This is a genomic window from Microbacterium testaceum (genome assembly GCF_020781835.1).
Lineage (GTDB): Bacteria > Actinomycetota > Actinomycetes > Actinomycetales > Microbacteriaceae > Microbacterium > Microbacterium testaceum_H.
Genome location: NZ_JAJGNJ010000003.1, coordinates 86,130 through 100,462, shown reverse-complemented (window position 1 = coordinate 100,462; position 14,333 = coordinate 86,130). Strand labels below are relative to the sequence as shown.

At 70.7% G+C, this 14,333-nt stretch carries 15 protein-coding genes and 1 riboswitch; of the genes, 9 read left to right on the top strand and 6 right to left on the bottom strand.

What is annotated here, in order from left to right; genetic code table 11:
* Positions 1 to 152: 152 nt before the first annotated feature.
* The 3 genes from LL239_RS05315 to LL239_RS05305 all read right to left on the bottom strand — a co-directional run bounded on the left by LL239_RS05315 (position 153) and on the right by LL239_RS05305 (position 3,400).
* A complete protein-coding gene (locus tag LL239_RS05315; protein WP_267188960.1) occupies positions 153 to 1,553 on the bottom strand; it encodes a L,D-transpeptidase family protein in 1,401 nt (466 codons plus the stop codon).
* 99 nt (positions 1,554 to 1,652) lie between these two features.
* Entirely contained in the window at positions 1,653 to 3,017 is a 1,365-nt protein-coding gene (locus LL239_RS05310; RefSeq protein ID WP_228162418.1) for an FAD-binding oxidoreductase, read from the bottom strand.
* The gene (locus LL239_RS05305; RefSeq protein ID WP_228162417.1) at positions 3,014 to 3,400 is read right to left on the bottom strand and encodes a YrdB family protein; all 387 of its coding nucleotides are present in this window, start codon (positions 3,398 to 3,400) and stop codon (positions 3,014 to 3,016) included. Before LL239_RS05305 ends, LL239_RS05310 begins: the two co-directional genes overlap by 4 nt.
* 92 nt (positions 3,401 to 3,492) lie before the next feature.
* Positions 3,493 to 3,578: riboswitch (ZMP/ZTP riboswitch) on the top strand.
* Between the two features lie 57 nt (positions 3,579 to 3,635).
* Between LL239_RS05305 and glyA the strand changes: the two genes are divergently transcribed.
* From glyA to LL239_RS05280, 5 genes are all read left to right on the top strand, one after another.
* Positions 3,636 to 4,910, top strand: a complete 1,275-nt coding sequence (gene glyA / locus LL239_RS05300) for a serine hydroxymethyltransferase (RefSeq protein ID WP_228162416.1) — start codon at positions 3,636 to 3,638, stop codon at positions 4,908 to 4,910.
* Positions 4,911 to 5,137: 227 nt separating this feature from the next.
* Entirely contained in the window at positions 5,138 to 6,022 is an 885-nt protein-coding gene (locus LL239_RS05295; RefSeq protein WP_228162415.1) for a bifunctional methylenetetrahydrofolate dehydrogenase/methenyltetrahydrofolate cyclohydrolase, read from the top strand.
* A 98-nt stretch (positions 6,023 to 6,120) separates the two neighbouring features.
* On the top strand, positions 6,121 to 6,609 hold the full coding sequence (locus LL239_RS05290) for a cytochrome C5 (protein WP_228162414.1): 489 nt from the start codon (positions 6,121 to 6,123) through the stop codon (positions 6,607 to 6,609).
* A gap of 250 nt (positions 6,610 to 6,859) precedes the next feature.
* A complete protein-coding gene (locus LL239_RS05285) occupies positions 6,860 to 8,113 on the top strand; it encodes a styrene monooxygenase/indole monooxygenase family protein (RefSeq protein WP_228162413.1) in 1,254 nt (417 codons plus the stop codon).
* Positions 8,106 to 8,423: an EthD family reductase gene (locus tag LL239_RS05280; RefSeq protein ID WP_228162412.1), complete on the top strand. Its 318-nt coding sequence runs from the start codon at positions 8,106 to 8,108 to the stop codon at positions 8,421 to 8,423. Before LL239_RS05285 ends, LL239_RS05280 begins: the two co-directional genes overlap by 8 nt.
* 68 nt (positions 8,424 to 8,491) lie before the next feature.
* Here LL239_RS05280 and LL239_RS05275 read toward each other — a convergent pair whose 3' ends face one another.
* The gene (locus LL239_RS05275; RefSeq protein WP_228162411.1) at positions 8,492 to 9,454 is read right to left on the bottom strand and encodes an AraC-like ligand-binding domain-containing protein; all 963 of its coding nucleotides are present in this window, start codon (positions 9,452 to 9,454) and stop codon (positions 8,492 to 8,494) included.
* 199 nt (positions 9,455 to 9,653) lie between these two features.
* Here LL239_RS05275 and LL239_RS05270 point away from each other — a divergent pair, with 199 nt between their 5' ends.
* On the top strand, positions 9,654 to 10,196 hold the full coding sequence (locus LL239_RS05270) for a flavin reductase family protein (protein ID WP_228162410.1): 543 nt from the start codon (positions 9,654 to 9,656) through the stop codon (positions 10,194 to 10,196).
* Positions 10,197 to 10,248: 52 nt separating this feature from the next.
* On the top strand, positions 10,249 to 11,703 hold the full coding sequence (gene hpaB / locus LL239_RS05265; RefSeq protein WP_228162409.1) for a 4-hydroxyphenylacetate 3-monooxygenase, oxygenase component: 1,455 nt from the start codon (positions 10,249 to 10,251) through the stop codon (positions 11,701 to 11,703).
* A 26-nt stretch (positions 11,704 to 11,729) separates the two neighbouring features.
* On the opposite strand, the gene LL239_RS05260 is transcribed toward hpaB, so the two are convergent.
* Positions 11,730 to 12,128, bottom strand: coding sequence for an HtaA domain-containing protein (locus LL239_RS05260; RefSeq protein WP_228162408.1), 399 nt, complete (start codon positions 12,126 to 12,128; stop codon positions 11,730 to 11,732).
* Entirely contained in the window at positions 12,125 to 13,039 is a 915-nt protein-coding gene (locus LL239_RS05255; RefSeq protein WP_228162407.1) for a LysR substrate-binding domain-containing protein, read from the bottom strand. Before LL239_RS05255 ends, LL239_RS05260 begins: the two co-directional genes overlap by 4 nt.
* Before the next feature lie 121 nt (positions 13,040 to 13,160).
* Here LL239_RS05255 and LL239_RS05250 point away from each other — a divergent pair, with 121 nt between their 5' ends.
* On the top strand, positions 13,161 to 14,012 hold the full coding sequence (locus LL239_RS05250) for a hypothetical protein (RefSeq protein ID WP_228162760.1): 852 nt from the start codon (positions 13,161 to 13,163) through the stop codon (positions 14,010 to 14,012).
* Positions 13,919 to 14,326 (top strand): flavodoxin domain-containing protein, encoded by a 408-nt coding sequence (locus LL239_RS05245; protein ID WP_228162753.1) that lies wholly within the window; start codon positions 13,919 to 13,921, stop codon positions 14,324 to 14,326. Before LL239_RS05250 ends, LL239_RS05245 begins: the two co-directional genes overlap by 94 nt.
* The last annotated feature ends 7 nt before the right edge of the window (positions 14,327 to 14,333 follow it).

The window sequence follows — 14,333 nt, the reverse complement described above, 5'->3', positions numbered from 1 at the left end:
GCTCGCGGCCTCAGCGGTACGGGATGCAGGAGTTGTGCCCGCCGACGCGCGTCCTGTGCGGCGTCACGGGGCGGCGACGTGCGGATCCTCCTCACGCGCCGGGTACGAGGAAGGGGCCGGATGCCATGGCATCCGGCCCCTTCCTCGGTCGATCAGTAGTGGACCGAGACCTCGGTTCCGCGGTAGGCCCAGTCGTAGAGCTCCTTGGCCTGCGGGATCGTCATGTTGATGCAGCCGTGGCTCATCGGTGTGCCGAAGTTGTTGTGCCAGTAGGTGCCGTGGAAGCCCTCGTCACCGTTGAAGTACGCGACCCAGGGAACGTCCTTGGTGCAGTAGTCATAACCGGGGACGCAGCCCATGTCCTGCATCGCCGTCTTCCAACCGATGCGGAAGTTGCCCGTGTGCGTGGCGTGGTCGCCGGCTCCGGACGAGATCGTGTACGTCCGATACACCTGGCCGTTCTGCCACAGCGTCGTCGTCTGCGTGCTGAGGTTGACGTCGATGCGGCGCTCGGTCTTCGTGGTCTCGAACGGCGCCTCGGCGACCGCCAGAGCGAACTTGCCGTTGCCCTCGGCGAGCTGCGCGGCGAAGGCGGCGGCGATGTCGGCGGTGTCGCCGAGCGTGCGGCCGGTCTGCCCCTCGGTGATCGTGTGGATGACCTCGCCGCCGGTGTCGACGATGACGTCGGCGTTGACGGCGGGACGGTCGACCGCCCCGGCGAGTCCGTCGACGACCTTCTGGATAGCGGCCTGGTCGGCGGTGATCGCGAAGGCGCCCGACCCGTCGGAGGTCACGGTGAGCCAGGACGCGGCGGTCGCCCGATCGACGGGGACGGTGCGCTCCTCGCCGATGTAGAAGCCGGCGGAGTCGAGGATGCCGTTGAGTGTCGCGACGGCCGCATCGGCCTCTTCCGTGCTCACGGGCGCTTCGACCGCGACCAGCCCCGCCTGTGCGGTGGTCTGGACGGTGCCCGCGTCGAACGCGGACTGCAGGGCGGCGGTGACGGCGGACACGTCGATGCCCTCGCCCGCCTCGGCCGGTGTCGCGACGTAGGACTGCGAGCCGGTGTCGAAGGCGACGGCGGCGTCGACGGGGGCGCGGTAGGTGCCGGGCGCGCGGTCGCGGAGCACCTCGGCAGCCTCGGCGGGGTCGACCTCGATCTCGACGCCCGTGCCGGCGGGGAACCAGGAGGACGGCTTCCACATGGGGTTGTCGGCGAAAGCCTTCTCGGCGATCGCGGTCGCGTCCACGGTGGCGCCCAGGTCTGCGCCGGTGACGGTGACCTCGCCGGCGGGACTCTCGACGGTCACCTCCGTGGTCGCGAGCCGGGCCGAGATGGCCTGCGCGGCGCCGCCGGCGGTGAGTCCGCCGATCTGCACGCCGGCCACGGAAGCGCCGGGTGCGATGAGCACCAGCGACGCCGCGATGAGGGCGACAGCGGTCGCGCCCGCGGGGATGCCGATCCACAGCCCCGAGCGGTTCTTCCGTTTCGCGGGCTCAGCCGGAGCCCAGGCGTAGGTGACTCCGTCGGTGCCGTTCGCGCCGTCGGTCATGAGTGAACCCCCTGGAAGTCAGTCTTCCCATGGTAGGCGGGCACTCACCCGATGGGCCGTGACGATTGTCACGTTCTGGTTACACCGAGGCGCCCTTGGTCAGATTGCGAAGACCTTGCCCGGACTCAAGATGCCGAGCGGGTCGAACACGCGCGCGATCTCGCGTTGCAGACGCCACTGATCATCGCCGAGTTCATCGGCCAGCCAGCGCCGCTTCAGCACACCGATCCCGTGCTCACCGGTGAGGGTGCCCCCCAGGGACAGGGCGGCGTGGAACAGGTCCTCCGCCGCCGCCCAGACGACGTCGGGGACCTCGGGGCCGGCGAACACGAAGTTCGGGTGGAGGTTGCCGTCACCGGCGTGCGCGACCGTGGGGATCGCGAGGCCGTACTCGCGCTCGATGCGTGCGATCGCGTCGAACATCGCCGGCAGCGCGCTGCGGGGCACTGACACGTCCTCGATGAGCGTGGTCCCGAGCGTCTCCATCGCCGGGTGCAGCGCGCGGCGGACGGCCAGGAGCATCTCTCCCTCGGTGTCGTCCGCGGCGACCTGGACCCGGCCCCCGGCGGTGCGGAGGACGTCGGCGATCGCCCGGGCCTCGCCGGCGGCGACGGGTCCGTCGGTCTGGATGGTCAGCTGCGCCGCGCCCGCCGGCGGCGCTGCCAGCGACAGCAGGCGATGCACGGCCGCGAGGCTCGTGGCATCCATCAACTCCATGACGGCGGGCTGGATGCCGGACGCGGTCACCGCGGCCGAGGCGGCCGCTGCGTCGCGCACGCCGTCGAACAACGCCGTCAGGGTCACGCGTTCGCCGGCGACGAGCCGCCGGAGCTTCAGCGTGGCGCCCACGACGACGCCGAGGATCCCTTCGGAGCCGATGACGAGCGAGGTGAGGTCGAGGCCCGTGACGCCCTTGACGCTGCGATGACCCAGGTGCAGCAGCCGGCCGTCGGCCAGGACGAGGTCGACGCCGAGCACCGCGTCGCGCACGACGCCGTACTTCGCGCAGAGCAGGCCTCCGGCGCCGGTCGCGATGTTGCCGCCGACCGTCGAGATCGCGCGGCTGGCCGGGTCGGGTGCCCACCACACACCGTGCGGTTCGAGAAGCGCGTTCAACTCAGCGTTCAGGATGCCGGGCTCCACCACCGCGAGGAGGTCGTCGGGGCGCACCTCGAGCAGCCGGTCCATCCCACGCAGCGACAGAGAGATCTCGCCCCCACCGGTGTTCGCGCCGCCGGCGAGCCCGGTGCCGGCGCCGCGGGGGACGACCGGCGTGCGGGTCGCCGTCGCGATGCGCATGACCGCCTGAACGTCAGGGACCGAGGCCGCGTGCACGACGGCGAGGGGCGTGCCGGCCGCGGCGTGCCCGGACTTGTCGGCGCGAACGGACTCCAGAGCGACGGGGGAGGTGTCGACGCGGTCGCCCAGCTCGGCCCGCAGCAGCGCCGCGACGTCCGCGGTCACGCCAGGCGCCGACGGCCGTTCAGCGCGCCGAAGGTCACAGCCACGATCGCGAAGACCAGCCCGATCCACGCCTGGCCCATGCTCCACCACGCGATCGTCGCGGCGGCGTAGACGAACAGCTCGACGATCGCGCGGATGAACGGGTGGACGGCGAGCACCGCCCGGGGTGAGACGAACAGCGCCCACACCAGGATCGCCAGGGCCGGCGCGCCGATTCCGGCCACGAGGTTCCAGGGGAACGGCCATCCGGTGAAACCCCAGATCGCGAGCGTCACGAACGCGGCGACGCCGCACAGCACGCTGCCGATCTCGACCGCCGTGGGGCGCGGACGCATGCCGGGAGCGAGGGGCGCCTGCGCGCGGACGTGGGGAGTGTCGGTCACCCCGCCATTTTACGCGAGCGTCCGGTGACGGCATCCGGGGCGCTCATCCGCGAACGACTCGCCCGGGCGCGTGGCCCGCCGACCCGGTAGGGTGAGGACGTCGCGACTGGCGTTGAGGTGGGCCACCACCGGGGAGCGACCGCCTGACGGTATTCGACCGCACGCCTGGGTCGATGCGGTATCTCCGCGGACTCGCCGAGTCCGCGGCATCCGGAACCATCGTCAAGGAGATCGCATGACCGATCCGTACTTCAACGCCCCCCTCTCGGAGGTCGACCCCGAGATCGCCCAGGTGCTCGAGCGCGAGCTCGACCGTCAGCGCGGCTACCTCGAGATGATCGCCTCGGAGAACTTCGTGCCCGTCTCGGTGCTGCAGTCGCAGGGGTCGGTGCTGACCAACAAGTACGCGGAGGGCTACCCCGGACGCCGGTACTACGGCGGCTGCGGGGAGGTCGACGTCGCCGAGGAGCTCGCGATCGAGCGCGCGAAGGCGCTGTTCGGCGCCGGGTTCGCCAACGTCCAGCCGCACTCCGGCGCGAGCGCCAACGCCGCCGTGCTGCACGCGATCGCCCGTCCCGGCGACACCCTGCTCGGCCTCGCGCTCGACCAGGGCGGCCACCTGACGCACGGCATGAAGATCAACTTCTCGGGCCGCCTGTACGACATCGTCGCCTACGGCGTCGACCCCGAGACCTCGCTCATCGACATGGACGAGGTGCGACGCCTCGCCCTCGAGCACAAGCCGAAGGTCATCATCGCGGGTTGGTCGGCGTACCCGCGCCAGCTCGACTTCGCCGCCTTCCGCGCCATCGCCGACGAGGTCGGTGCGTACCTGTGGGTCGACATGGCGCACTTCGCCGGTCTCGTGGCCGCGGGCGTCCACCCGAGCCCCATCCCGCACGCGCACGTCGTCTCGACCACCGTGCACAAGACGATCGGAGGCCCCCGCTCCGGCCTCATCCTCACCAACGACGCCGACCTGGCGAAGAAGATCAACACGGCGGTCTTCCCGGGTCAGCAGGGCGGTCCGCTCATGCACGTCATCGCCGCGAAGGCGACGGCGTTCAAGCTCGCGATGACCCCGGAGTTCACGGAACGTCAGGAGCGGACCCTCCGTGGCGCGGCGATCCTCGCCGACCGTCTGACCCAGGACGACGTCAAGGCTGCCGGGATCGCCGTGCGCTCGGGCGGCACCGACGTGCACCTCGTGCTCGTCGACCTGCGCGACGCCGAGATCGACGGCAAGCAGGCCGAGGACCTCCTGCACGAGATCCACATCACGGTCAACCGCAACGCCGTCCCGAACGACCCCCGCCCGCCGATGGTGACGTCGGGTCTGCGCATCGGCACGCCGGCCCTGGCCACCCGCGGCTTCGGTGACGCCGAGTTCACCGAGGTCGCCGACATCATCGCCCTGGCGCTGCAGCCCGGCGCCGACCTCGAGGCCCTGCGCGCGCGCGTGGCGGCGCTCACGGCGGCGTTCCCGCTGTACCCCGGCCTGCAGCAGTGAGCCCCGCCGGGCCCGGCGCCGCGGTTCGGCAGCGCCGGGTGCCGGCATCCGCGGCGTCTCCCTCGGCACGGCGGTGTGCTTCGGCATCCACCGCCGTGCGAGCGGCACCGCCCCACACGCATAAACGCGATCCGCGCGCATAAACACGCGGAGAGAGCGTTTCTGCGCGGCAATAGCGTTTAGGCATGCGGAGAACCCGCACGATCGACCCCAGGAAGAGGGATGCCATGACCGCGACCAGACTCGACGGCAAGGCCGCTGCGGCGGCGATCAAGCAGGAACTCGCCGAGCGGGTCGCCGCCCTGCGCGCACGGGGCATCGTGCCCGGCATCGCGACCGTGCTCGTCGGGGCCGACCCGGCGTCCCAGCTCTACGTCGGGATGAAGCACCGCGAGTCCGAGGCGATCGGGATGAACTCGATCCAGGTGGAGCTTCCCGCCGAATCCACGCAGGAGGAGGTCGAGGCGGTCATCGACGGCCTGAACGCCGACCCGTCCTGCCACGGCTACATCGTGCAGCTGCCGTTGCCGAAGCATCTCGACACCGACGCGATCCTCGAGCGCATCGATCCGGCGAAGGATGCCGACGGCCTGCACCCCACGAACCTCGGGCGCCTCGTGCTCAACGTCAACGCGCCCATCACGACGCCCCTCCCGTGCACGCCGCGCGGCGTCATCGAGCTGCTGCTGCGCAACGACTACGACCTGAAGGGCAAGGACGTCGTCGTCGTCGGACGCGGTGTCACGATCGGCCGCTCGATCGGGCTGCTGCTGACGCGTCGCGAGATCAACGCGACCGTGACCCTCACGCACACCGGTACCGCCGACCTGTCCACGCACCTGCGCGCGGCCGACGTGATCGTCGCCGCAGCCGGCGTGAAGCACATCGTGCGCGCCGAGGACGTCAAGCCCGGGGCGGCCGTGCTCGACGTCGGGGTGACGCGGGAGATCGATCCCGAGACCGGCAAGAACCGCGTCTTCGGCGACGTCCACCCCGACGTCGCCGAGGTGGCGGGCTTCCTCTCGCCGAACCCCGGGGGCGTCGGACCGATGACCGTGGCCCTGCTCATGACCAACGTCGTCGAGGCCGCGGAGCGCTCGGTCGATCGGTGACGCCGACGAGGTGAACCCGGCGCGCACGCGCCCTGAACACACGTGTTCGCGACACGCCAGTGGGTGCGCCGGGCGGCGCGACGTGGCATCGTCGTCTCATGACTGCTTCCGTGCTGAACGACCTCCTCCGCCGCGTCACCGAGAGCGGTCTGCTCGATGAGCCGACGATCGACGAGGACACCGTCGTCGGTCTCGCCCAGCTGGATGCCGCCGGTGTCGAGGTGGAGGTCGACCTCGATCCCGAGATCGACGACGTCGACGACCCCGACGTCGACGCGATCATGGCATCCCTCTCCGAGATCCTCTCCGTCAGCGAGGATCGCTGGCGTTCGATCGTCGACGAGGTCGTCTCCGATATCGAGGATGCCCTCGAGGACGACGAGCTGGATGCCGAGATCGACCTGCGCACGGACCTCGAGGCCGTGGGAGTCGGGGTGTTCGCCGATGCGGTGATCGTGGTCTTCGCCGGAGCCACGTCGTTCCCGGACGCACTCGTGCACGTCCAGCTCACCCCCGAGCTCGAGGTCGAGGACATCGAGATCGTGGGCGACGACGACGAAGAGGACGAAGACGGCGACGACGACTGATCCCACCCCCACCGCCTGACACGAACGGCCGGGACGCACCCTCGGGTGCCCCGGCCGTTCGTCATCGTCGGTCGCCTCCGCCCTCCCGCTCCCCGGCGCGACGTGCGCGGCTGGTCCCTCGACGCCGGTGTCTGGTTCGTGGGCGTGTCGGTGGCGCGCGAGGATTCTGCATCCGTGCCCGGGGATCTACCGTCGGGGGCACGCGGCGCGCAGAGAGGCGCTCCGTGCGAGAGCATCCACAGGAGGACGCATGACGAACATCGGCGTCGTCGGCGCCGGAACGGCGGGCCTGCATCTGGGCCTTCTGCTGCGGCAGCACGACATCCCCGTCACCATCTACACCGACCGCACCGCCGACCAGGTGGCCGAGGGGCGACTGCCCAACAGCGTCGCCCACCACGCGGTCACGATCGAGCGCGAGCGCGAGCTGGGCGTCGACCACTGGCCGGTGGAGGAGTTCGGCTACTTCTGCCACCACCACTGGGTGGGCGGCGCCGAGCTGTTCTTCCGCGGCGATTTCCAGAGCCCCTCGCGGGCGGTGGACTATCGGATCTATCAGCCGACGCTCATGGGCGATTTCGAGGACCGCGGCGGGCGGATCGAGATCCGTTCCGTCGAAGCCGAGGACCTGGATGCCCTGAGCGAGAAGCACGACGCCCTCGTGGTCGCCTCGGGCAAGAAGTCGCTCGGGGACTTCTTCGGCATCAACGAAGCCAAGACCCCCTATGCCGGCCCACAGCGACGCTTGATGGTGGGGCTGTGGCACGGTGTCGACAACGAGGACACCAAGAGTGTGACACTCAGTATCGCGCCCGGGCACGGCGAACTGCTCGACATCCCCCTCTACAGCTTCACCGGGCACACGCACGCTCTGCTGTTCGAGAACGTCATCGGCGGAGACACCGAGGTGCTCGCCGACGCGCGGTACGACGACGACCCCGAGGCGTTCCGCCGTCTCGTCCTGGAGAAGGTGCGGCAGTACCACCCAACTGTGGCGGCGCGGATCGACGAATCCTCCTTCGCGCTCGCGCGGCCGCAGGACCTGCTGCAGGGAGCGGTGCGACCGGTGCTGCGCAACGACTACCGCGTCCTGGACAACGGCACCGTGGTGATCGCGGCGGGCGACGTGCACTCCGTGCTCGACCCCGTCATCGGCCAGGGCGGCAACTCCGCCTCCTACTCGGGGTACACCGTCGGGCAGGAGATCCTCGAGGATCGCGGATTCGGGGCGGACCTCGGCCGCCGAGCGGCCGCGCGGCGCCGCGAACGCGTCGAGAAGGTCAGCGATTGGACGAACCTCATGGTGCAGGTGCCGCCGGCGCCGCACCTGATCGACCTCCTGGGGGCGATGAGCCAGTCGCCCTCCCTGGCGAACGAGTTCACCCAGAACTTCAACGATCCGGTCGCACAGTGGGACGACGTCGTCGGGTCCCCCGAGACGGCCGCGGCGGCCATCGCCCGCGCCGCCGCGCGCGACGCGAGCGAGGAGCCGGCCCATGCATAAGCTGCTCGTGCTCTACCCGGAGCCGGTCGACCGGGGTGCCTTCGAGGAGCACTACCGCACGGTGCATCTGCCGTTGTGCGAGAAGCTCCCCGGCGTCCGGGAGATCTCCTTCACGCTGTCGGTCGACGACCCGGGGCCCGCTCCCGCTGCGTTCTTCGCGGTGTTCGAGGCCGTGTTCGATTCCGCGGAGGACCTCGGTGCCGCTCTCGCCTCCCCGGAGGGCGAGGCCGTGCAGGCCGATGTGCCCAACTACGCCACGAACGGCGCCGTCGTGATGACCTTCGCGGCCGAGCAGCTCGTCCGGGTCTGACGACGCACGCGCCGGGGCGGGGGCCTTCGCTCCCGCCCCGGCGTGTGCGTCGGGCGGATACGCCGTTCTCAGGCGAGCACGGCGCCTCGGTACTCGCTCGGCGAGACGCCCACCTGAGCCCGGAACAGCTTGCTGAAGTGCGACGGGTCGGTGAAGCCCCATGCCGCTGCAACGGCGGCCACCCCGTGGCGGGCGTGCCGCGGGTCGCGGAGATCGCGGCGCACGTGGTCGAGTCGACGGTCGCGCACCCAGTGCGACACGGTCGTTCCCCGTCGCTGGAACAGCGTGTGCAGGTGCCGCGTCGAGATGTACGCGGCCGCCGCGATGCGCTCGGGCCCGAGATCGGGCTCGTGCAGGTGCGCGTTGATGAACGTGTCGATGCGGAACATCAACTCCGCGTGCGGGTCCGACCACGGGGCGTCGCGCAGCTCCTGTCCGACCATCGTCGCGATCAGGTCCATCGTGTTGTGCGTCACCTGCACGCCGGTGGCCTCGTCGAGCGTCGGCAGGGCGCTGGCCAGACCCGCGAGGAAGTGCCCCACCGCGCGGGCGAATCCCTGATCACCCGGGATCCGGACGGCCGTGAGTCCGCGAAGGATCGTCGCGTCGACGTTGATCATGCGGTGCGGGAACATCACGACGACGGCGGCCAGATCGTCGGCGAACGCCAGGGTGTAGGGGCGGCTCGTGTCGTAGAGCCCGATGTCGCCGGGGGAGAGCAGGGCCGTGCGCTCGTCCTGCGTGAGCACACCGGTCCCACTGAGCTGCAGTGTCAGTTTCACGTACGACTCCGCCGACGCATCGACGAGGTCCTGCGAGCGGGTCACCGAGTGTCCGCTCGCGCGGACGGTGGAGAACAGGATGCCGTCGCTGACGCGCCCCTCGAGGTGGGCGGTGAAGGGCGTCCCGCGGGGCGAGTCCACGGTGAGGGGCACGAAGGATCGTGAGGCGATCGCCTGCCACTGCTCCCTGCCCAGGGCATGCTCGCGGATCAGACCGGGCGCGACCGCGGACGGCGTCGGGGATTGCATCGCCACTCACCTCACATCGATGTGATCGAGCGAGCCGGCATCGGCTCGGACATCCACAGCGTACGTCCACCCGCCGCTCACGAGCCCCGCACCGGGCGGGATCGCGGCACTGAGGGCCAAGCCCCGCACGCGCATTCACCAGACGACGGCGCCGCGCGCGGCGCACGATGGAACGCATCCGGTCAGAGAGGACCACGCCATGATGATGAGCACAATCGGGGCGTTCCCGCCCGAGTCGACGCTCTTCCGCCCGACCGCGCACTTCTTCCGCGGCGGACTCGGACGGTTCGCGACGGGCGTGGCCGTGGTCACGTTCCACACGGATGCCGGCGACGGTCGGACCCGCCACGGCATCACCGTGAACTCCTTCACGTCGGTCTCGATGGACCCGCCGCTCGTGCTCGTGTCGATCCAGCGCACGGTGCGCACCCACGAGATGCTCCATGACACCCCCTTCACCATCAACATCCTCGGTGCCGAGCAGCAGGGGCTGGCGATGACGTTCGCGGGCCGTCCGCAGGTGGATCCGGTGTGGGAGGAAGGGCGGCGCGCCCCGCGGCTGGCCGGAGTGCTGAGCTGGTTCGAGTGCGAGCCGTGGGCGGAGTACGACGGCGGCGACCACACGCTCTTCGTCGGGCAGGTGTCCGACTTCGGCTACCGCGCCGGAGACGCGCTGGGTTTCGTCAACGGCCAGTTCACGACCGTGCACGAGGCGCCCCGGGGCCACGAGCTGCTGTTCTGACGCGCCGCTCCCGCTCCATCCCGACCCCGCTTCACCGTTCGAAAGGTTCCCCATGCCCGCACGCACCGGATCCGACTACGTCGCCCGTCTGAACGCCCGGCATCCCGAGGTCCACGTCGACGGTGAGGTGATCACGGCGCGCATCGCCGAGCACCCCGTGTTCGCCCCGGTCGTGCACGCGTACGCCCGCCTCGCGGATCTGTCGCACGACCCCGCCCACCGCGAGGAGGTCACGTACCCCGCAGACGCCGGGGAAGCCGAGTCGGTCGCCCACCTCGTGCCTCGCACCGCCGAGGACCTCGCCCGCCGGCGCCGGGGAATGGAGGTGTGGGCGGGAGAGAGCGCGGGGTTCCTGGGACGCACGGGCGACTACCTGTCCTCTGCGCTCGCCGCGTTCGCGGGCTCGTCCGCCTTCTTCGCGCGGGCCGGAGACGCCTATGCCCAACGCGTCACCGCGTACGCCCAGCGCGTGCGCGCCGACGACCTCGTGCTCTCGCACACGCTCCTGCCGCCGCAGGTCAACCGCGCGGTGCCCGTCACCGGCCAGGGCGACGGGCAGCTCGCGGCGCGAGTGGTCGAGGAGCGCGCGGACGGCATCGTCGTCCGCGGGGCGCGGATGCTCGCGACCTCGGCACCGGTCGCCGACGAACTGCTCGTGCTGCCCTCGACGGTGCTGCGCAACGCCCCCGAGGATGCCGCCTACAGTTTCGCCTTCGCCATCCCCACCGACGCCCCCGGCCTGCGACTGCACTGCCGCACACCGCTCCACCGGGGCGGCGCGGCATTCGACGAGCCCCTGGCATCCCGGTTCGACGAGATGGACGCCGTCGCGGTCTTCGACGACGTCTTCGTCCCCGCCGAGCGTGTGTTCATCCTCGGCCGCCCCGATCTGTGCAACGCGCTGTACACCGAGACCGGGGCGGGCGCGCTCATGACCCATCAGGTCGTCACGCGCACGTTGCTGAAGACCGAGTTCTTCCTCGGCCTGGCCTGCTCGATGGCGGAGGCGATCGGCATCCAGGGCTTCCCGCACATCCAACAGCAGCTGGCCGAGCTCATCACCTATGTCGAGATCGAGCGCGCCATGCTCCGTGCCTCCGAGGTCGACGCCGAGGTCAACGAGTTCGGTGTCTGCCTTCCGCGCTGGGCCACGCTGAACGCGGCACGCAACTGGTACCCCACCCACGTCTCGCCCCGTCTGACCGACATCATCCGCAGCCTGGGCGCGTCGGGACTGATGGCCACCCCCAGTGCTGCCGACTTTCTGTCCGACGCCCACGGCGACCTCGACCAGTACCTGCAGTCGGCGACGCTCGGAGCGCGCGAACGCACCGCGCTGTTCCGTCTCGCCGCGGATGCGGCCGTGTCGGGATTCGCGGGCCGGCAGTCGCTGTACGAGTACTTCTTCTTCGGAGATCCCGTGCGGATGGCCTCTGCGCTCGTGGGCTCGTACGACTTCACCGCCGCACGGGCGCGCGTCCGCGGCATCCTCGACCGCTCCGAGTGACGACTCCCGTCGAGCCCGGCCGCCCCTCACTCCTGGACGAGGAGATCCTCCAAGGGCGTGCCCGCTTCGTAAGGGCCGAAGAACAGGTCGGCGCCGTCGGCCGTGAGCGAGACCCCGGTACCGGTGGTGCCGTCGAACGCGGCGACCGCGGCGAACGGCAGTCGCCGTGCGTCGTCGTCGGGATCGGCGATCTCCAGCATCCACGTGTCCCCGTGCGCGACCAGAGCCGGATCGGCCAGGGCGACGCGCATCATCCCGCCGTGCCCGGTGAAGGTCACGCGGCCGAAGAAGGTCCGACCGTCGCCGGGGAAGGCGAAGCCCTCGTCGACCTCGTGCGCGCCCCCGGTCGTCACCACCGCGCCGTCTGCCATGCCGCGCACGTATCCCACGAGCGAGCGCTTCACCGCCCACACCAGCACGCTCACGCCGATGTCCAGCTGATCGAGCGGGCGAAGGCCACGAGTGCGCGCACGCGATCGGGCGGGTCGATCGTCGCGGACCAGATCACGTCGATCCCGACGGGCTCGACAGGGGGCGAGATCTCCTTCATGGCGACAGGGTAGCCCTCGTAACTCGCCGGGTTCGCGGGACGCTGGACGAGGATGCCGTAGCCGAGCCCTCTGCCGACGAGCGTGCGCACCGCCTCGTAGCTGGCGGTGCGATGACGGATACGCGGCGTGAGTCCGCGGGCCTCGAACAGCGACAGGGTGTGGGCGGAGGACGGTGGCGCATCGAGCAGGATGAGATCGCGCGAGGCGAGGTCTTCCAGACGCACCGTCTCGGCCTGTGCGAGCGGATCGTCGGCCGCCAGCAAGACGTGCGCGGGCAGGGCGAACAGGCGCTCGCGGCGAGGGTGGCCCGGAACGAGCGTGTCGTAGACGAACGCCACATCGACCTCGCCTGATTCGATCCGCCCCTCGAGCTGGTCATGCGTCGCCTCGCGGATGTGCAGATCGACCCGGGGGTGGGCCTCGCCGAAGTCGTGCAGGAGCGGGGGCAGGACCGTGGGGGCGAGGGTCGGGTAGCAGCCGATCGTGATCGGGCCCACGAGTTCTCCCGGCTCCCCGCGCAGACCGATCATGATCTCGCGGGAGGCCGCCAGCAGGGGCCGCGCGCGTTCGACCACGTGGGCACCCGCGCCGGTCAGCGACACCCCGTGCGCGCGTCGCCGCACCGTGAGCGGCGTCCCGACGATGCGGTCGAGGTCGGCGAGGGCATCGGAAAGGGTCGAGGCGGAGACGCTCAACTCGGCGGCCGCGGCGGCGATCGTGCCCGCGTCGGCCACGGCGGTGAGGTAGCCCAGCTGACGCAGGGTGAAGTCGGGGAGAGAAAACATCGCACGGACTCCTCATCGGATAAATCGAAGATATTGACCGGAAGAAACCGCTTTTCCCGGCGTATTCGTCGAACCATACTCGAACTGTTCGCCGTCGAACACCGACACGAGGAAGTGCACCGTGAGCCGACCCGCCCCCGTCGCCGACTGGGTGACGATCCCCGACCTCTACCGCGACCCCTTCCCCATCTACGATCGGCTGCGCGCCGAAGGCGGGGTGCACTGGGTGCCGAGCGTCGGTCGCTACCTCATCACGAGCTACGACGCGGTGCACACCACCGAGTTCGACCAGGAGACGTTCTCGGCGAATGAGGAGGGGTCACTGCAGATCCGCGCGATGGGGCACTCGATGCTGCGCCGCGACGATCCCGAGCACTATCCGGAGCGCAAGGCCTGGCAGCCGGTGCTGCGCCCGGGCGTGGTCAAGCGCACGTGGACGAGCGTGTTCGAGCGCAACGCCGACCGGTACCTCGACGAGATGCTGGCCAAGGGCCCGGGCGCCGACATCATCTGGGACTTCGCCGCCCCGTACGCCGCGGAGAACCTCCGCGAGATCCTGGGCTTCCACAACGTGCACCAGGAGGACCTGCAGCGCTGGTCGCAGACGCTCATCGACGCCACCGGAAACTACGCCACGCTCGCGTCGACTTCGACGGGTGGCGGCGCATCGACGCACGCGAGACCCTCAGCGCTGCACCCGGTCGGGTGCGGGCGAAGCTGCGTACCCTCGAAGATCTCTGCGCGGCCGCGGCCGACTCGTCGATCGTGCTCCCGGCGGCCGACGTGTCCCGCGACGGCCCTCTCCAGGGAGAGGGCGCCGGCCCCGTCACGATCCTGTTCGGCACCGAGTCGGGCAACGCCGAGCTCGTCGCCGAAGACCTGGCGCGCCACCTCGGCGATCGCGCCGAGACGCGGGTCGTCGATCTCGGCGAGCTGGAGCCGGGCGACCTCGACCCCGCGCGCGTGCACCTGATCGTCTGCTCGACGTACGGCGACGGCGAGCTGCCCACCAATGTCAGGGGGCTCCGCGAGCAATTGCTGTCGGAGCGGCCGACGCTCGTCGGCATCCGCTACGCGGTGCTCGGCCTCGGCGACCGCAGCTACACGCGGACGTACTCACGGGGCAGCGAGATGATCGACGAGGCGCTCGCCGCGTGCGGGGCGACGCGCATCGGGGAGTACGGACGCCACGACGCCGGCGGGTCGTCGGATGCCACCGAGGTCGCGCGCGAGTGGGCCGACGGTGTGCTCGCCGAACTCTCCGTCCGCGAGCTCGTCGCACGCTGAGGCGGGA

What these genes read in the sequence shown, in the direction of transcription:
- LL239_RS05315 (WP_267188960.1), bottom strand. Translation starts at nt 1,553, where the DNA reads ATGACCGACGGCGCGAACGGCACCGACGGAGTCACCTACGCCTGGGCT.
- glyA (WP_228162416.1), top strand. Translation starts at nt 3,636, where the DNA reads ATGACCGATCCGTACTTCAACGCCCCCCTCTCGGAGGTCGACCCCGAG.
- LL239_RS05295 (WP_228162415.1), top strand. Translation starts at nt 5,138, where the DNA reads ATGACCGCGACCAGACTCGACGGCAAGGCCGCTGCGGCGGCGATCAAG.
- LL239_RS05290 (WP_228162414.1), top strand. Translation starts at nt 6,121, where the DNA reads ATGACTGCTTCCGTGCTGAACGACCTCCTCCGCCGCGTCACCGAGAGC.
- LL239_RS05285 (WP_228162413.1), top strand. Translation starts at nt 6,860, where the DNA reads ATGACGAACATCGGCGTCGTCGGCGCCGGAACGGCGGGCCTGCATCTG.
- LL239_RS05280 (WP_228162412.1), top strand. Translation starts at nt 8,106, where the DNA reads ATGCATAAGCTGCTCGTGCTCTACCCGGAGCCGGTCGACCGGGGTGCC.
- LL239_RS05275 (WP_228162411.1), bottom strand. Translation starts at nt 9,454, where the DNA reads ATGCAATCCCCGACGCCGTCCGCGGTCGCGCCCGGTCTGATCCGCGAG.
- LL239_RS05270 (WP_228162410.1), top strand. Translation starts at nt 9,654, where the DNA reads ATGATGATGAGCACAATCGGGGCGTTCCCGCCCGAGTCGACGCTCTTC.
- hpaB (WP_228162409.1), top strand. Translation starts at nt 10,249, where the DNA reads ATGCCCGCACGCACCGGATCCGACTACGTCGCCCGTCTGAACGCCCGG.
- LL239_RS05255 (WP_228162407.1), bottom strand. Translation starts at nt 13,039, where the DNA reads ATGTTTTCTCTCCCCGACTTCACCCTGCGTCAGCTGGGCTACCTCACC.